We start from the raw sequence: 14344 nt of genomic DNA, 5'->3' as shown, positions 1-14344 counted from the left end.
TGCGGAAAGCCAACTTTTTGTGTACGCTGTTTGATGGAATAGTCTGTAACAAAACCACTGTTCCGACCGTATATGGTCGATGCACCCGGCAGCGCAGGCGTACCGGTTTCGGCCTTCCCGGTAGTGACAGCCAACACCGTTTGCATTACGACGATTGCAAAAGCAGCGATAGCCTGGACGCTTCAGCGTCCCGCATCGCCGACGATTTCCGACACGCAAGGAATACACCAATGCCAGCTTATCGTTCCAGAACCACGACCCACGGCCGCAATATGGCGGGTGCGCGCGGCCTTTGGCGCGCAACGGGCATGAAGGATTCGGACTTCGGCAAGCCGATTATTGCGGTGGTGAACTCCTTCACCCAGTTCGTGCCCGGCCACGTCCACCTGAAGGATCTCGGCCAGCTCGTGGCCCGCGAAATCGAAGCCGCCGGTGGTGTTGCCAAGGAATTCAACACGATCGCCGTCGACGACGGTATCGCGATGGGCCATGACGGCATGCTCTATTCGCTGCCCTCGCGCGAACTGATCGCCGACAGCGTCGAGTATATGGTCAACGCCCACTGCGCCGACGCCATGGTCTGCATATCGAACTGTGACAAGATCACGCCCGGCATGCTGATGGCCTCGCTGCGCCTCAACATCCCGACGGTCTTTGTCTCCGGCGGTCCGATGGAAGCCGGCAAGGTCGTGCTGAACGGCAAGACCCATGCGCTCGATCTCGTCGATGCAATGGTTGCCGCTGCCGACGACAAGGTCAGCGACGAGGACGTCAAGGTCATCGAACGCTCTGCCTGTCCGACCTGCGGCTCGTGCTCGGGCATGTTCACCGCCAATTCGATGAACTGCCTAACCGAAGCGCTCGGGCTGTCGCTGCCCGGCAACGGCTCGACGCTGGCAACGCACGCCGATCGCAAGCGTCTGTTCGTGGAAGCCGGTCACCTGATCGTCGATCTCGCCCGCCGTTACTACGAGCAGGACGAGGTCAAGGCCCTGCCGCGCACGATCGCCTCGAAGCAAGCGTTCGAGAATGCCATGGCTCTCGACATCGCCATGGGTGGCTCGACGAATACCGTCCTGCACATCCTGGCGGCCGCACACGAAGGCGAGATCGATTTTACGATGGCCGACATCGACGGGCTGTCGCGTCGCGTTCCGTGCCTCTCCAAGGTCGCCCCGGCAAAGAGTGACGTCCACATGGAAGACGTTCATCGCGCTGGCGGCATCATGTCGATCCTGGGCGAGCTCGATAAGGGCGGCCTTCTTAACCGCGACTGCCCGACCGTCCATGCCGAAACGCTCGGCGATGCGATCGACCGTTGGGATATCACCCGCACCAACAGCGAGACCGTCCGCAAGTTCTACCGCGCGGCCCCCGGCGGCATTCCGACCCAGGTTGCCTTCAGCCAGGAAGCGCGTTGGGACGAACTGGATACTGATCGCGAAAACGGCGTCATCCGCTCCGTCGAGCATCCATTCTCGAAGGACGGCGGACTGGCGGTTCTGAAGGGCAATCTGGCGCTCGACGGCTGCATTGTGAAGACGGCAGGCGTCGATGAATCGATCCTGAAGTTCTCCGGCCCAGCCAAGGTCTATGAGAGCCAGGATGCAGCCGTGAAGGCGATCCTGTCGAACGAAGTCGTCGCTGGCGATGTCGTCGTCATCCGCTACGAAGGCCCGAAGGGCGGTCCAGGCATGCAGGAAATGCTCTATCCGACGAGCTACCTGAAGTCGAAGGGCCTGGGCAAGGCCTGTGCGCTGATCACTGATGGCCGCTTCTCTGGCGGCACCTCCGGTCTGTCCATCGGTCACGTTTCGCCGGAAGCGGCAAACGGCGGCACGATTGGCCTGGTCCGCGAAGGCGACATGATCGACATCGACATCCCGAACCGCATCATCAGCCTGCGCGTCGACGACAAGGAGCTGGCGAACCGCCGCGCCGAGCAGGAGGAGAAGGGCTGGCATCCTGCCGAGCAGCGCAAGCGTAACGTCACGACTGCGCTGAAGGCTTACGCAGCCTTCGCAACCAGCGCCGATCGCGGCGCCGTGCGTGATCTCGGCAGCCGCTGAGTGGCTATCTCGACCCGCTGATTGAGAGTCAGCTGTTCAAATGAACCGGTCGCTAGAGCGGCCGGTTTATTTTTTTGTAGGTTTCATCCAGCTGCTTCAGGCGCTCGTCGTAGGCGGCCTTGATGCAGGCCGCGTCCGGTCCGCATTCCTGACGCTTCATCAGCCAGGCTGTCTGCTCGTCCTGCAGCGTACCGCGTGAGCCCATCGCCATCAGTCCGGATAACAGGTCAAATGTCGTGACCATCTTGACATCCGCGTCGTTCAACGCGCGGTTCTCGCAGATCATCTTCTCATCCGGCTTCAACTCTTTTGCATCGCAGTCGAAACTCGCGGCTTGCGCCAAACCCGGTAACATCAACAGGGCGAGGGCGGTTATCGGGAGTGGGAGCTTGCGAGATTGCATCATGCATAGGTTCCTATTTGCTGACGATCCGGCTGGAGAAAGCCGTCACGACGAAGATGATGCAGCATGCCCATAGGGCAAGGATAAGGATCAAGCCGAGGCGGCTCGACGGCCGGTCGAGGCGCGCTGCCGCCCTTGTGCGCAGGTCCTCCATGACATCAGCTGGAACGAGGCGAAGGGCCAGCATGATGCCAAGCGGCACGATCACCAGATCATCGAGATATCCGAGCACAGGTATGAAATCGGGGATCAGATCGACCGGCGAAAGGGCGTAGGCCGCGACCGCACCGGCGACAGCCTTGGCAGGCCAAGGGACACGTGGGTCGCGCGCGGCAAGCCACAGCGCAACGATGTCACGCTTCAGTGACCTTGCCCATGCTTTGAGCTTTGATATCAGATGCATACCAGCCGTTCCTGAATCAATTTGGCAACTGCGTTCAGCAGTTCGTGAGCTGCCTCATTCTTCCATGCTTCCGCCCTCTTTCCTTTCTAGCGTCCGGCGCTACAACGTCTTCACAAGAGAATTTCAGAAGGAATACCCATGCATGACCTGTTGAAGCGCGCAGCCCTGCCTTTCCTGGCTCTGGTGATCGCGCTACCGGTTTCCGCCAACGCTCAAACCGCGAAGATTGTGCCGCAGAGCCAGATGGAAATGCAGCTTTCCTTTGCGCCACTCGTCAAGCAGACAGCCGGGGCTGTGGTGAACGTTTATGCCGAGAAGACGGTGCGCCGACAATCTCCCTTTGCCGGTGATCCCTTCTTCGAGCAGTTCTTCGGCCAGCAGATGCCGAACCGCAGCGAGAAGCAATCGTCACTGGGATCGGGCGTCATCGTTGAGGCGAACGGCACGATCGTTACCAACAACCACGTCGTGGAAGGCGCAGATGATATCAAGATCGCGCTCTCCGACGGACGCGAGTTTCCATGCAAGGTCGTCTTGAGAGACGACCGGGTCGACCTCGCCGTTCTCAAGGTCGATACGAAGGAAACCTTCCCGACGCTCCAGCTTGGTAATTCCGATGCCGTCGAGGTCGGTGATCTGGTGCTGGCGATTGGCAACCCATTTGGCGTCGGCCAGACAGTCACGAGCGGTATTGTTTCGGCTCTGGCGCGCAACCAGGTCGTGAAGAACGAGTTCGGCTTCTTCATCCAGACCGACGCGTCGATCAACCCCGGCAATTCCGGCGGCGCGCTGATGAACATGAAGGGCGAACTGATCGGCATCAACACGGCGATCTTCTCGCGCGGTGGCGGCTCAAACGGTATCGGCTTTGCGATTCCTGCCAATCTCGTCAAGGTATTCCTCGCCTCGGCCGATGCCGGCGTGAAGTCGTTTGAGCGGCCTTATGTCGGCGCCACGTTCGATGCGGTGACATCCGAGGTTGCCGAAGCGCTCGGGCTTAACAAGGCGCGTGGCGCCCTCATCGTCAAGGTGACAGACGGCAGCCCGGCGGCAAAGGCCGGATTGAAGGCAGGGCAGATCGTGTCCGCCGTCGATGGCATTCCGGTCGAGCATCCGGACGCGCTTCTCTATCGCCTGACGACAGCCGGTCTCGGCAAATCGGTGCAATTGACCGTGGTTGAGAACGGCCGCGAGCAACAGATCGCCCTTGCGCTCGACAGAGCCCCTGAGACCGCCCCGCGCGATCAGCGCACGATTGGCGGCCGTACGCCCTTTACCGGCGCCGTGGTCGAAAACCTGTCGCCTCGCGTCGCGGACGAACTGCGCATGCCCTCGGAATCGACCGGCGTTGTGGTTTCCGAAGTCACGGAGGACTCCCTTGCTGCCCGTCTCGGCTTTGAGCCCAAGGACATCATCATCTCGATCAATGGTGCCGAAGTGAAGACCACCAAGGAACTCGCGGCGATCGCCGACGAGGATCCCAACTTCTGGCGCGTCGAGATCGAGCGCGATGGTCAGCGCATCCGACAGTTCTTCCGATGAGCGATGACCTCTTTGCACCCCGTATTCCTGAAGAGGTCGCCAATCGGCGGCCTCTCGCCGATCGCCTGCGGCCACGTTCGCTTTCGGAAGTCACCGGTCAGGAGCATTTGACCGGAGAGGACGGCGTGTTGCGGCGGATGATCGAGAGCGGTTCGCTAGGCTCGATGATTTTCTGGGGACCGCCCGGAACCGGCAAGACGACCGTTGCCCGGTTGCTGTCGGGTGAAGCCGGCCTGGCGTTCGAGCAGATATCGGCGATCTTTTCCGGTGTGGCGGACCTCAAGAAGGTATTCGAGGCGGCGCGTTTGCGTCGGATGGACGGCCGGCAGACGCTCCTCTTCGTCGACGAGATCCATCGCTTCAACAGGGCGCAGCAGGACAGCTTCCTTCCGGTAATGGAAGACGGCACCGTCATCCTCGTCGGCGCGACGACCGAGAATCCCTCTTTCGAACTGAACGCGGCGTTGCTGTCGCGCGCACGTGTGCTGACCTTCAAGTCGCATGACGATGACAGTCTCCTGGAGTTGCTGAAGCGCGCAGAGGCGGCGGAAGGAAAAGCGCTGCCGCTGACGGACGATGCGCGGGCAAGTCTGCTGCGAATGGCAGACGGGGATGGTCGCGCCGTGCTGACGCTTGCCGAGGAGGTATGGCGCGCTGCGCGAGAGAAAGAAACCTTCGACACCGAGGGCCTGACGCGGATCGTGCAGCGCCGCGCTCCCGTCTATGACAAGGCCCAGGATGGCCACTACAATCTCATTTCAGCCCTGCACAAGTCTGTACGCGGTTCCGATCCCGACGCCGCGCTCTACTATCTCGCCCGGATGTTCGACGCGGGCGAAGATCCGCTTTACCTCGGCAGGCGGCTCGTTCGCATGGCGGTCGAGGACATCGGCCTTGCCGATCCGCAAGCGCTAGTGATCTGCAATGCCGCAAAGGATGCCTATGACTACCTCGGCTCGCCCGAGGGCGAACTGGCGTTGGCGCAGGCTTGTGTTTATCTGGCGACCGCGCCGAAGTCGAACGCAGTCTACACGGCCTTCAAGGCTGCGACGATGGCTGCCAAGCAGAATGGATCCCTCCTGCCGCCGAAGCATATCCTGAACGCCCCCACGAAGCTGATGAAGGGGGAAGGCTATGGGGACGGCTATCGCTACGATCACGATGAACCTGACGCCTTTTCCGGCCAGGACTATTTCCCGGAGAAGATGGGCCGGCAGACCTTTTACGATCCGCCGGAGCGCGGTTTCGAACGGGATATCCGCAAGCGGCTTGAATGGTGGGCGAAGCTCAGGAAAGAGCGCAATCAGCGCTGATCAGGAAGCGCGCATCTGCCCCGCAGGCGCGACGAGCTTTACGGCGGATTCCGCCAGGCCGTGATGGCCTTCCATATCCACGACGAGATGCCAGTGGCCGCTATCGGGAATGGAAAGGCGGATGGGAGATTTCCGCGCGACACCGCCCACATATTTGAAGTCGAGGACTTCGGTAAAGCGCTGATAGTTCGGCGCCGTCATCAGGCGCACGTTCGCAACGGCGTTCAACGTCACCTCGATGATCGTCCCGGCGCGCTGTTCATTCAGATCGTAGTGGGTAAAGCGGAAATTCGGTTTCGGCATCGGTCTGTGGCGTGGCTCGTCTCTGCCTGCACCATAGGCCATTGCAGTTAAGGAAGCGTTTGCCGTCTTGCGGCGAGCCAGCAGCCCGCCGCCACGAAGGTCGTATTAGTGGATATCGTTGTCGCCGCGCTCGAGCGCTGTGAACGGCAAGATAATGCCATCGGCTGCGCGGCAGATCTGCTCGGGGTGATGATCACACTCGTCTGCTGCAAAATTACGGGCGGCGTGCTCGCTGATGAATACGCCTCCAACGAGCCCCTGACGGTCCTGTACCACCCAACGGCCGTTTCGATCCTGGCCAATGGTAAAACGTGCCAAACTTTGACGTTGGAGAGGCTCGATTTTGGGAGCAGATTGAAGAGAAGGCATCGATTTTCCTTTCGAATTGTCTTCTGCCCCTCGGGGCAGTGCCACATGCATGAAGCTAATGGCACCCGCATGCGCCTTCCATTGGTCGGAATAGGATAAAATATAAAAATATCATATAGATAAAGATGAATCGTGAGCGCCAGAAGCGCGCAGCAGTGCTTGCGATATCGACTGCTTTTCGTTCGCTTCGACGCCGAGAAGCGGCAGACGGACCTCCGGATCAATCAACCGCAAGGTCTGCAGGGCGTATTTGATCGCAGCTGGGTCACCCTCGGCGCCCAAAGCAGCCGTCAGCGGCGCCAACCTGCCCTCCAGTTGGCGCGCAGCCGGCAGGTTGCCACCACGGGCCGCCTGCTGCAGCGATGCATAGAGACGTGGGCACAGGTTCGCGCCGGCCGAGATGATGCCGCTGCCGCCTGTGCTCAGAAAGGAGAGCGCCGTTGCGTCGCAATCGGAAAGAAGCAAGAAGCGCTGACGCCACTCCGGCGGCAAGGTACGTGCAGCGACGCTACCGTCCGCAAGAACAAAGCCCACGACGGACGGGATATCGGCAAGGGCATTCAAAGTTGTCGACGTCATGTCGATCGCTGTCCGCAGCGGATTGTTCTCGACGATCAGCGGGAGGCTGGTTGCGAAGGCAAGCTGAGCGAAGTGACTGGCGATCCCCTTCTGACCCGGTTTTGAATAGTAGGGCAGCGTGACGAGGGCCGCCGCCGCACCCAGTTCTTCGGCATCGCGCGTCAAGGCGATCGTGCTTGCGGTCGCATTCGTACCGGTTGCTGCAATCACGGGAACACGCCCAGCAGCGACCCGGACACAGGTAAGGATAGCTGCTGCTCGCTCGCTTCTGGTGAGCGTCGACCCTTCGCCGGTCGCTGTGCAGACCGCAAGTCCGTCAACGCCACTTTGGATCTGCCACTCTACGAGTTGCTCGAGCGCGGAAAGATCGACCACTCCCTCCCGAAACGGTGTGACAAGCGCCGTCGTGGTGGGGCCGAGGCGCAATGTTCGATCTGCTGGCATGCTCTGCTCAGAAGCCGCCGAGGATGACGTAAAGCTCGACGGTGGCAAGCACGAGGCCGAACAGGACCAGCGCCTGGGCAGTTCGTCGTTCGCGCATTTGTCGTTTTGCTGCGCGGCGCGGGCGGGTGATCGGCGCGTTCGATAGCATGAAGTCTCGCATGGCATTCAACCTTCGCATTTCCCGGGAAGGCTAACGCCGTTCACGGTAGGAATTCCATTCAGCTGCGAGCGCGCGGATATAGAAATCGCATAAAGGTGCGGCAGCGCCAAAGCCGAACACTCTGGGGAAAATTCCTGAAATTGCAGATGGTTATCGGAAGTTTTCGAATCATCCTCTTAGGGACCGGCTTCCATCGTCAGGAGGAGCAGAAGGCGAACCCAGGGTTGATCTCGGCTGCGAAACCCGAACAATATCCGTTCGGAGGAATGTCAGGACAATGGATGCCCCGGTAATTGATACAGCAGTGGTGCGTCGGCTGATTGCCACAAGTCATTGAAGACGTGCTGGCCGATCACTTGGCTTGGGCCTGACATGACGCAGTGTCGGCTCGCCAGAAGAAATAATGCTCGCGGCTTGTCGGATGAGAGTATCCGGCGGCGTCCTTTGGGCGAAGGCTGAAGGCACCGCCCAGAGTTGATGTGGGAAGCCGGAAGCCTCGACAATTTTGCTGAACGGCTTCGGCCGAGGGAGAGATGACATGAGCAAGACATTTGCAGTTCTGCTGGCGCGACTGATCTTTGGCGCCGTTTTCGCGATGGCCATGAGCTTCAAGTTCATGGATATGCAATCCACCGCAAGCTATATCGCTGCGGCAGGCTTTCCATTCCCGCTTTTTCTGGCGTGGGTGGCGGCCTTCTTCGAACTGGCACTGACGCTGGCCTTCCTGACGGGAGCCTTCTTTTCGGAAGCTTCCTTCCTTGCGGGTATCTACGTCGTGTTTCTTGCCTTTGCGTTCCACGGCCCGAGCCATTGGAGTGGCAATCAGGCAGAGTTTGGCTTCTTTATCGATCACTTCACCTTCCTGGCCGGCTTGCTATTTGCTGCCGTCCACGGTCCGGGAGACACGCTGGTCGTCAGGATGCGGTCCCCGCTCCTGGCTCGGTAGCAATGGACGGTCGCACTATCCGGAGGCGGGTGGTGTCGCTAATTCGTCGAGCAGGCGTTCGAACGCCGTCGGCTTCAGGGTAGCCGGCGGATTGTACGGGTCAGAGAACGCGTAGATGAAGAAGAGGATGATGCCTGTGAACGCGCCGAGCACCGACAGCAGCAGCAGGTTTCGTGCATCGGGCGGATAAGGATAGTAGCCGAGTGCCATGAACACAACGCCGGAGACTGCTGCGAACCAAAAGATGCTGCTGATGGAGTCGGTGCCGCTGTTTTCGCGTTTATCCCGTGACTCAGCGATGCTGTGGACGTCAGTCAGCATGTGTTCGCGAATGCTTTGTTGACGCGCGTTGGTTGGCGTCAGGTCGAGCACCCGCTGGTAGACATTGTCCCACTTGTTCCACGCCGTCGGAGAGAGCTGCCCGGTTCGTCCAAGCGTTTGCCATTCTTCATCGACAACGATCTGCACGTATTCGAAGAGCGCTTGCTGGATGGGGGCGGCTTTATCGTCGGCGCCGTAACGGTTCGCGTCGAAATATATATCGGCAATGGCGTTCGCTTCGGTGACGCTCTCAAACTTCAGTTGCTGATACTCGATCATCTCCTGCGCGAAGACGAGAGCGAGGATGAGCGCATGCAATGACGAGATGCGCATGACGACGGCGCCGGCAAGTTCTCTGTCCTTACCGGTCGGATCGCCGCCCATGATCAGACGCATGAGGAAGTAGAAACTTAGCGTTACGACGATCGTCCCGCCAACAAAGGCAATGCCAAACAAGACGACGGCACTCATGCGCGCTCCCCCAAAGGTCGCTGGGGACCTTAGGCGGCGGACGAATTTTGATCAACGATGGTTGCACAACAGCGCGGCTTTACCGCTTCGAGGGCGCGTCTATCGCAGGATCCCGTCGAGCGCCGGCATGCCCAGAATGGCGGAGGCTGCGATCAGCAGATAGCAGATCGTCCGGAACGTGCTCTCCTTGGCGAGCCCAAACAGCTTCGAGCCGGCATAGAGGCCGATGGCGTAGCTCGGCAGGATGACAATGGTCAGTGCAAAGACCGCCTCAACGAAAAGTCCGCCGAAGTAGTAGCTGACGACGCCGAAGCAGGTTGAAATCGCGAAATAGAGAATGATATTTGCGCGTACTCGGCCAAAATCGGTCTTGCCGCCGAGCCAGTAGGCAACGACCGGCGGCCCGCCGAGCTGCGCTGCGCCGCTGAAAAGGCCGGCAAGAAGACCTGTGAGGGAGGTCAGGTACGTGCGCGGTTCGCCATGATATCGCCAACCTGAAACAAGCAGTGCGAGCAGACAAACGGCAACTGCCGTAATCGTCCAGCGCAGCGCAAGTGGATCCATCAAGGCCAGCGCCGCCGTCCCGGCAGGCACGCCAAGAAATGCGCCTGCAGCCATCGTGAAGACTTCGCGGCGGTTGGCGCTGCGCCAGGCAGGCGGGATCATTCCGAGCGTCGCCAGTCCGTCTATGACAAGCAGGACGGGTGAGATCAGCTTCGGGCCGATGATGGCTCCACCCAGCGGAACGAAGATCAGCGCCGCACCGAACCCGGAGAAGCCGCGCGCGAGCCCCGCAATCAAGGCAATGGCGACGAGCGACATAATGCCGTGATCCGGCAAGGCGGCGACAAACCACGCGCTCGTGCTCGCCAGCAGCGTATCAAACGACATCGATTGGTTCCGAAATCAGGAGGCGAGCATCAGGTCCATGTTCTGGACGGCGGCCCCCGAGGCACCCTTGCCGAGGTTGTCGAGCAACGCAACGAGGTTGAACTGCGAAGTACCGGGCGTGCCGAACACGAAGAGCTTCATCGTATCCTCGCCGGCAAGCTCGACTGCATCGATGCGGGGCAGCTTGCGGCTCTCGTCCAGCGGCACAACTGTCACGATCTCCTGGCCGGCATAGTGGGCGACAAGAGCGGCATGGATGCTTTCGAGCGTCGTGCCCTCGGCAAGATCGTCGAGATGCAGCGGCACCTGAACGATCATTCCCTGCGGGAACTTGCCGACGGACGGGGAGAAGATCGGCGCGCGGTCCAGAAGACCGTGGATCTTCATCTCGGGCACGTGCTTGTGCGTCAGCGTCAATCCGTAAAGAAAGTGCGGAGCGGAGATCGCATCGTCGCGGCTCGGATCTTCCATCTGCGCGATCATCTGCTTGCCGCCGCCGGTGTAGCCGGAAACTGCGTTGACGGTGACCGGATAGCCGTCCGGCAGGATGCCGGCGGCGCGCAACGGCCGAATGAGGCCGATCGCGCCGGTAGGGTAGCAACCCGGATTGGCGACGAAGCGTGCCGCCTTGATCTTTTCGGCCTGCTCCTTGTCCATCTCCGCAAAGCCGTAGGCCCAGGAAGGATTGACACGGAAGGCGGTGGAGGTGTCGATGACCCGCACGTTGTTGTTGCCGGAGACCATCTGCACGGCTTCTTTCGAAGCATCATCCGGCAGGCAGAGGATCGCGACATCGGCGCTGTTCAGCATATCCTCGCGCATCGCGGCGTTGCGACGCTCGGCTTCCGGGATCGACAGAAGCTCGACATCGCGACGGCCGGCCATGCGCGTGCGGATCTGCAAGCCCGTCGTGCCGTGTTCGCCATCGATGAAGATCTTCGGTGCCATTGTCTCGCTCACACTTTCAATAGGTTAGAAAGAAGTCCGGAATCATTTTGTAAGAGGGATGAGTCAGCCGTGTGACGCGCTCGCGCGGCGCTCGGCATGTAGGCCAAGCATATACATCGCGACCGTCGCCCCCGCAATGGCAGTGATATCCGCGTGGTCATAGGGCGGTGACACCTCAACGACGTCGCCGCCCCTGATGTCCAACTGGTGCAGACGCTGCAGAACCGAGAGAATTTTGGCGCTCGAGGGGCCGCCGGATACGGGTGTACCGGTGCCGGGCGCATAGGCAGGGTCAAGGCAGTCGATATCGAAGGTCAGATAGGCCGGCGCACCGCGGGTATGCGAGATGATCGTCGAGGCGATATCGCTCGCACTCATCTCTTCAAGCTGATGACCATAAAGAATATGAATGCCGAAATCCTCTGGCGCATGCGTGCGGATACCGATCTGGATCGACCTGTCAGGATCGATGATGCCGTCCCGTGCAGCCCGCGCCACGAACGAGCCATGGTCGATCCGCCTGTTGTCGTCGAACCAGGTGTCTTGGTGAGCATCGAACTGGACGAGCGCCAGCGGCCCGTGCTTGGCTGCATGCGCCTTCAGGATCGGCCAGGTGACGAAATGGTCACCGCCAAGGGTCAGCATGAAGGCGCCGCTGTTGACAATGGTCTTTGCCTGCCGCTCGATTGCCGCAGGTGTCTCGTGGTGGTTGCCGTAGTCGAGCAGGCAATCGCCATAGTCGATGACGGCCATCTCGGCAAAGAGGTCGCGGTTGAAAGGATATTGCGGGTCGTTGTCGAAGATCGCTGACGCGCGCCGCATCGCCTGCGGCCCGAAGCGCGTGCCCGGTCGATTGGAGGTCGCGGCATCGAAGGGGATGCCCCAGACGACGGCATCCGCGCCGGACAGGTCCTTGGTAAAGCGACGTCGCATGAACGACAGCGCTCCGGCGAAGGTCGGGTCGGTGGCTGCCGATGTCAGGCTCGTTGCCGTAAAGGCGTGGTCGATCGACTTGTTGGCCAAGAGATGCTCCTTGAGGGGTATGCTGTGCCTATGCCTACCAGAAACGAATCTCAAACCGAAAGGCCAAAACGGTGCCGGTCGCTCGGCCAAGCTGGTTTTACCGCGGCAGCTTGTCCGCCAGCACTTCGGGAGTCTTCAGTTGCGGCGCCTCGGCAAGCAGTTCAGCCGCTCGTGCCATCAGCGCTGCGGCCACCTTGCCGTTCAAATGTGCCTGCCGACCGGCCTCATCATTGAACGCATCGAAGATGGCAAACGTGCTCTGGTCGTACCGAACGGCAAACCACGTCACCGTACCGGGTTCCTCTTCGACAAGTGCCTGCGCGCTTTTCAAGAACGCGGCCACTTCCTCTTCCTTGCCGGACTTTGCTTTCAGTTCGACATAGATTGCTTGCTTGGTCATTCCTGCCTCCCTTGGCACGCGCTTGAAGCGCCTGGAATGCGGTAGAACTGGCAAGGGAACGAGCGGCTTCAAGCGGCGGCCAAAAGAAAAGGCCGGGCAAGAGCCCGGCCTTCGCATTTCCATAGTCCGAAGCGATTAACGCTTGGAGAACTGGAACGAACGGCGGGCCTTGGCCTTGCCGTACTTCTTGCGTTCAACAACGCGGCTGTCGCGGGTCAGGAAGCCACCCTTCTTCAGGACCGATCGCAGGCCCGGTTCGAAGTAGGTGAGGGCCTTGGAAACACCGTGACGAACAGCACCGGCCTGGCCGGAAAGACCGCCGCCGGCAACCGTTGCAACGATGTCGAACTGGCCTTCGCGGGCAGCAGCAACGATCGGCTGGCGCAGGATCATCTGCAGAACCGGGCGTGCGAAGTATTCCGCGAATTCCTTGCCGTTGACGATGATCTTGCCGGAGCCCGGCTTGACCCAAACGCGGGCAACAGCGTTCTTACGCTTGCCGGTCGCGTAGGAGCGGCCAAGCGAGTCGACCTTACGGACGTGTGCCGGAGCCGAAGCTTCGGTAGCCGTGCCGAGATCCTTCAGGGAGGAGAGGTCAGCCATTCTTAGGCGCTCCTTACGTTCTTCTTGTTCAGCTTGGCGACGTCGAGAGCGACAGGCTGCTGTGCTTCATGGGGATGGTTGGAACCAGCGTAAACGCGGAGGTTCTTCATCTGACGACGGCCGAGCGGGCCACGCGGAACCATGCGCTCAACGGCCTTCTCGAGAACGCGCTCCGGAAAGCGGCCTTCGATGATCTGGCGAGCGGTACGCTCCTTGACGCCGCCGGCGTAACCCGTATGCCAGTAGTAAACCTTGTCGGAGTACTTCTTGCCGGTGAATACGACCTTGTCGGCATTGATGACGATGACGTTGTCGCCGTCGTCAACGTGGGGAGTGAAGGTTGCCTTGTGCTTGCCGCGCAGACGCATAGCGATGATGGAAGCGAGACGGCCAACGACAAGCCCTTCGGCGTCGATGATGACCCACTTCTTCTCCACCTCTGCAGGCTTCTGGGAGAAAGTTGCCATAGTAGTTACTCTCTTTTGGATCCCTCGGCCCGAAGGCGAGAGGGCGTTTCTTGTTGCTTGGTTTGGTGGGCCGAAGACGCACCAAAAAGAAAGCAGCCCGGAAAGGCTGCATTTCTGGCGGTGTGTATAAAGACAAAGGGCTGTGCGGTCAATGACGATGCTTTGCAGGATCGCAAAAATATTAAAGCAAAATCAATATGTTATTTGTGTGGTATCATATTACCTCATATTTCGCGGGGCGGAATCGAGTAAGTGGCGGTTGCTTGGGCAATCAGCTCATCCGCATTTTCCTGGAAAATCGATGCCTCGATGACCGCGAGCCGCTTCCCGAGCTTGAGAATTCGGCAGGTGCAGGTCGTCGGTCTTGGCTTTGGCAGGCGCAGGAAGTTGATGCTCAGATTGGTGGTGACAGCCAGAGCCACCGGCCCGATATGCGCGAGCACTGCCGCATAGGCTGTCACATCCGCCAAGGTGAAGAGGGCGGGGCCGGATACGGTGCCGCCCGGTCGCAAATGTCTTTCGCTAGGATCGAGCCGCATCGACACGCAACCTGGGCTGATCTCGGTGATCGTGAACACGCGACCGTCCGTGTGGATCTGCGGAAAATCCGTGTCCAGAAATCGGTGGAGCTCGTCGATCGTCATGATCGGCTGCATGAGTTTGCCTCGAAATTGCTTGTCGCCTGTGGC

The 14344-nt window shown here is 60.2% G+C and carries 18 protein-coding genes; 4 read left to right on the top strand and 14 right to left on the bottom strand.

The window, feature by feature from the left end; genetic code table 11:
* Positions 1–230 precede the first annotated feature (230 nt).
* Complete coding sequence (ilvD, locus tag FHT77_RS21275) at positions 231–2069, top strand: dihydroxy-acid dehydratase (protein ID WP_183756871.1); 1839 nt, start codon at positions 231–233, stop codon at positions 2067–2069.
* A gap of 52 nt (positions 2070–2121) precedes the next feature.
* On the opposite strand, the gene FHT77_RS21270 is transcribed toward ilvD, so the two are convergent.
* Entirely contained in the window at positions 2122–2472 is a 351-nt protein-coding gene (locus FHT77_RS21270) for a lysozyme inhibitor LprI family protein (protein WP_246720023.1), read from the bottom strand.
* 13 nt (positions 2473–2485) lie between these two features.
* Positions 2486–2875, bottom strand: coding sequence for a YkvA family protein (locus tag FHT77_RS21265; RefSeq protein ID WP_183756869.1), 390 nt, complete (start codon positions 2873–2875; stop codon positions 2486–2488).
* A 138-nt stretch (positions 2876–3013) separates the two neighbouring features.
* Here FHT77_RS21265 and FHT77_RS21260 point away from each other — a divergent pair, with 138 nt between their 5' ends.
* Together FHT77_RS21260 and FHT77_RS21255 are read left to right on the top strand one after the other, a co-directional pair.
* Positions 3014–4417 (top strand): DegQ family serine endoprotease, encoded by a 1404-nt coding sequence (locus tag FHT77_RS21260; RefSeq protein WP_183756868.1) that lies wholly within the window; start codon positions 3014–3016, stop codon positions 4415–4417.
* Positions 4414–5730, top strand: coding sequence for a replication-associated recombination protein A (locus FHT77_RS21255; protein ID WP_183756867.1), 1317 nt, complete (start codon positions 4414–4416; stop codon positions 5728–5730). Before FHT77_RS21260 ends, FHT77_RS21255 begins: the two co-directional genes overlap by 4 nt.
* Here the strand turns inward: FHT77_RS21255 and FHT77_RS21250 are convergent, their stop codons facing one another.
* The 4 genes from FHT77_RS21250 to FHT77_RS21235 all read right to left on the bottom strand — a co-directional run bounded on the left by FHT77_RS21250 (position 5731) and on the right by FHT77_RS21235 (position 7585).
* Positions 5731–6033 carry a DUF1883 domain-containing protein gene (locus FHT77_RS21250; RefSeq protein WP_016553576.1) on the bottom strand — a complete coding sequence of 101 codons (303 nt, stop codon included), beginning with the start codon at positions 6031–6033 and terminating at the stop codon, positions 5731–5733.
* A 105-nt stretch (positions 6034–6138) separates the two neighbouring features.
* The gene (locus FHT77_RS21245; RefSeq protein WP_183756866.1) at positions 6139–6402 is read right to left on the bottom strand and encodes a hypothetical protein; all 264 of its coding nucleotides are present in this window, start codon (positions 6400–6402) and stop codon (positions 6139–6141) included.
* Positions 6403–6513: 111 nt separating this feature from the next.
* Positions 6514–7425 (bottom strand): 4-hydroxy-tetrahydrodipicolinate synthase, encoded by a 912-nt coding sequence (gene dapA / locus FHT77_RS21240; protein ID WP_183756865.1) that lies wholly within the window; start codon positions 7423–7425, stop codon positions 6514–6516.
* A gap of 7 nt (positions 7426–7432) precedes the next feature.
* Positions 7433–7585, bottom strand: coding sequence for a hypothetical protein (locus tag FHT77_RS21235; protein WP_183756890.1), 153 nt, complete (start codon positions 7583–7585; stop codon positions 7433–7435).
* Positions 7586–8123: 538 nt separating this feature from the next.
* On the opposite strand from FHT77_RS21235, the gene FHT77_RS21230 reads away from it, so the two are divergent.
* On the top strand, positions 8124–8531 hold the full coding sequence (locus FHT77_RS21230) for a DoxX family protein (RefSeq protein ID WP_183756864.1): 408 nt from the start codon (positions 8124–8126) through the stop codon (positions 8529–8531).
* 15 nt (positions 8532–8546) lie between these two features.
* Here the strand turns inward: FHT77_RS21230 and FHT77_RS21225 are convergent, their stop codons facing one another.
* The 8 genes from FHT77_RS21225 to FHT77_RS21190 all read right to left on the bottom strand — a co-directional run bounded on the left by FHT77_RS21225 (position 8547) and on the right by FHT77_RS21190 (position 14311).
* Positions 8547–9323 (bottom strand): DUF4239 domain-containing protein, encoded by a 777-nt coding sequence (locus FHT77_RS21225; RefSeq protein ID WP_183756863.1) that lies wholly within the window; start codon positions 9321–9323, stop codon positions 8547–8549.
* Positions 9324–9422: 99 nt separating this feature from the next.
* The gene (locus FHT77_RS21220) at positions 9423–10214 is read right to left on the bottom strand and encodes a sulfite exporter TauE/SafE family protein (RefSeq protein ID WP_183756862.1); all 792 of its coding nucleotides are present in this window, start codon (positions 10212–10214) and stop codon (positions 9423–9425) included.
* Positions 10215–10229: 15 nt separating this feature from the next.
* Entirely contained in the window at positions 10230–11162 is a 933-nt protein-coding gene (argC, locus tag FHT77_RS21215; RefSeq protein WP_183756861.1) for an N-acetyl-gamma-glutamyl-phosphate reductase, read from the bottom strand.
* A gap of 63 nt (positions 11163–11225) precedes the next feature.
* The gene (gene speB, locus FHT77_RS21210; RefSeq protein WP_183756860.1) at positions 11226–12185 is read right to left on the bottom strand and encodes an agmatinase; all 960 of its coding nucleotides are present in this window, start codon (positions 12183–12185) and stop codon (positions 11226–11228) included.
* 97 nt (positions 12186–12282) lie between these two features.
* Positions 12283–12585 carry a putative quinol monooxygenase gene (locus FHT77_RS21205; RefSeq protein ID WP_183756859.1) on the bottom strand — a complete coding sequence of 101 codons (303 nt, stop codon included), beginning with the start codon at positions 12583–12585 and terminating at the stop codon, positions 12283–12285.
* A 135-nt stretch (positions 12586–12720) separates the two neighbouring features.
* The gene (rpsI, locus tag FHT77_RS21200; RefSeq protein ID WP_183756858.1) at positions 12721–13188 is read right to left on the bottom strand and encodes a 30S ribosomal protein S9; all 468 of its coding nucleotides are present in this window, start codon (positions 13186–13188) and stop codon (positions 12721–12723) included.
* A gap of 2 nt (positions 13189–13190) precedes the next feature.
* Complete coding sequence (rplM, locus tag FHT77_RS21195) at positions 13191–13655, bottom strand: 50S ribosomal protein L13 (RefSeq protein ID WP_183756857.1); 465 nt, start codon at positions 13653–13655, stop codon at positions 13191–13193.
* A gap of 224 nt (positions 13656–13879) precedes the next feature.
* Positions 13880–14311, bottom strand: a complete 432-nt coding sequence (locus FHT77_RS21190) for a PaaI family thioesterase (RefSeq protein ID WP_183756856.1) — start codon at positions 14309–14311, stop codon at positions 13880–13882.
* Positions 14312–14344 lie beyond the last annotated feature (33 nt).

This window comes from Rhizobium sp. BK181 (assembly GCF_014193305.1).
Lineage (GTDB): Bacteria > Pseudomonadota > Alphaproteobacteria > Rhizobiales > Rhizobiaceae > Rhizobium.
This window is presented reverse-complemented; position numbering and strand designations above follow the sequence as displayed.

What these genes read in the sequence shown, in the direction of transcription:
- ilvD (WP_183756871.1), top strand. Translation starts at nt 231, where the DNA reads ATGCCAGCTTATCGTTCCAGAACCACGACCCACGGCCGCAATATGGCG.
- FHT77_RS21270 (WP_246720023.1), bottom strand. Translation starts at nt 2,472, where the DNA reads ATGCAATCTCGCAAGCTCCCACTCCCGATAACCGCCCTCGCCCTGTTG.
- FHT77_RS21265 (WP_183756869.1), bottom strand. Translation starts at nt 2,875, where the DNA reads ATGCATCTGATATCAAAGCTCAAAGCATGGGCAAGGTCACTGAAGCGT.
- FHT77_RS21260 (WP_183756868.1), top strand. Translation starts at nt 3,014, where the DNA reads ATGCATGACCTGTTGAAGCGCGCAGCCCTGCCTTTCCTGGCTCTGGTG.
- FHT77_RS21255 (WP_183756867.1), top strand. Translation starts at nt 4,414, where the DNA reads ATGAGCGATGACCTCTTTGCACCCCGTATTCCTGAAGAGGTCGCCAAT.
- FHT77_RS21250 (WP_016553576.1), bottom strand. Translation starts at nt 6,033, where the DNA reads ATGCCGAAACCGAATTTCCGCTTTACCCACTACGATCTGAATGAACAG.
- FHT77_RS21245 (WP_183756866.1), bottom strand. Translation starts at nt 6,402, where the DNA reads ATGCCTTCTCTTCAATCTGCTCCCAAAATCGAGCCTCTCCAACGTCAA.
- dapA (WP_183756865.1), bottom strand. Translation starts at nt 7,425, where the DNA reads ATGCCAGCAGATCGAACATTGCGCCTCGGCCCCACCACGACGGCGCTT.
- FHT77_RS21235 (WP_183756890.1), bottom strand. Translation starts at nt 7,585, where the DNA reads ATGCGAGACTTCATGCTATCGAACGCGCCGATCACCCGCCCGCGCCGC.
- FHT77_RS21230 (WP_183756864.1), top strand. Translation starts at nt 8,124, where the DNA reads ATGAGCAAGACATTTGCAGTTCTGCTGGCGCGACTGATCTTTGGCGCC.
- FHT77_RS21225 (WP_183756863.1), bottom strand. Translation starts at nt 9,323, where the DNA reads ATGAGTGCCGTCGTCTTGTTTGGCATTGCCTTTGTTGGCGGGACGATC.
- FHT77_RS21220 (WP_183756862.1), bottom strand. Translation starts at nt 10,214, where the DNA reads ATGTCGTTTGATACGCTGCTGGCGAGCACGAGCGCGTGGTTTGTCGCC.
- argC (WP_183756861.1), bottom strand. Translation starts at nt 11,162, where the DNA reads ATGGCACCGAAGATCTTCATCGATGGCGAACACGGCACGACGGGCTTG.
- FHT77_RS21205 (WP_183756859.1), bottom strand. Translation starts at nt 12,585, where the DNA reads ATGACCAAGCAAGCAATCTATGTCGAACTGAAAGCAAAGTCCGGCAAG.
- rpsI (WP_183756858.1), bottom strand. Translation starts at nt 13,188, where the DNA reads ATGGCTGACCTCTCCTCCCTGAAGGATCTCGGCACGGCTACCGAAGCT.
- rplM (WP_183756857.1), bottom strand. Translation starts at nt 13,655, where the DNA reads ATGGCAACTTTCTCCCAGAAGCCTGCAGAGGTGGAGAAGAAGTGGGTC.
- FHT77_RS21190 (WP_183756856.1), bottom strand. Translation starts at nt 14,311, where the DNA reads ATGCAGCCGATCATGACGATCGACGAGCTCCACCGATTTCTGGACACG.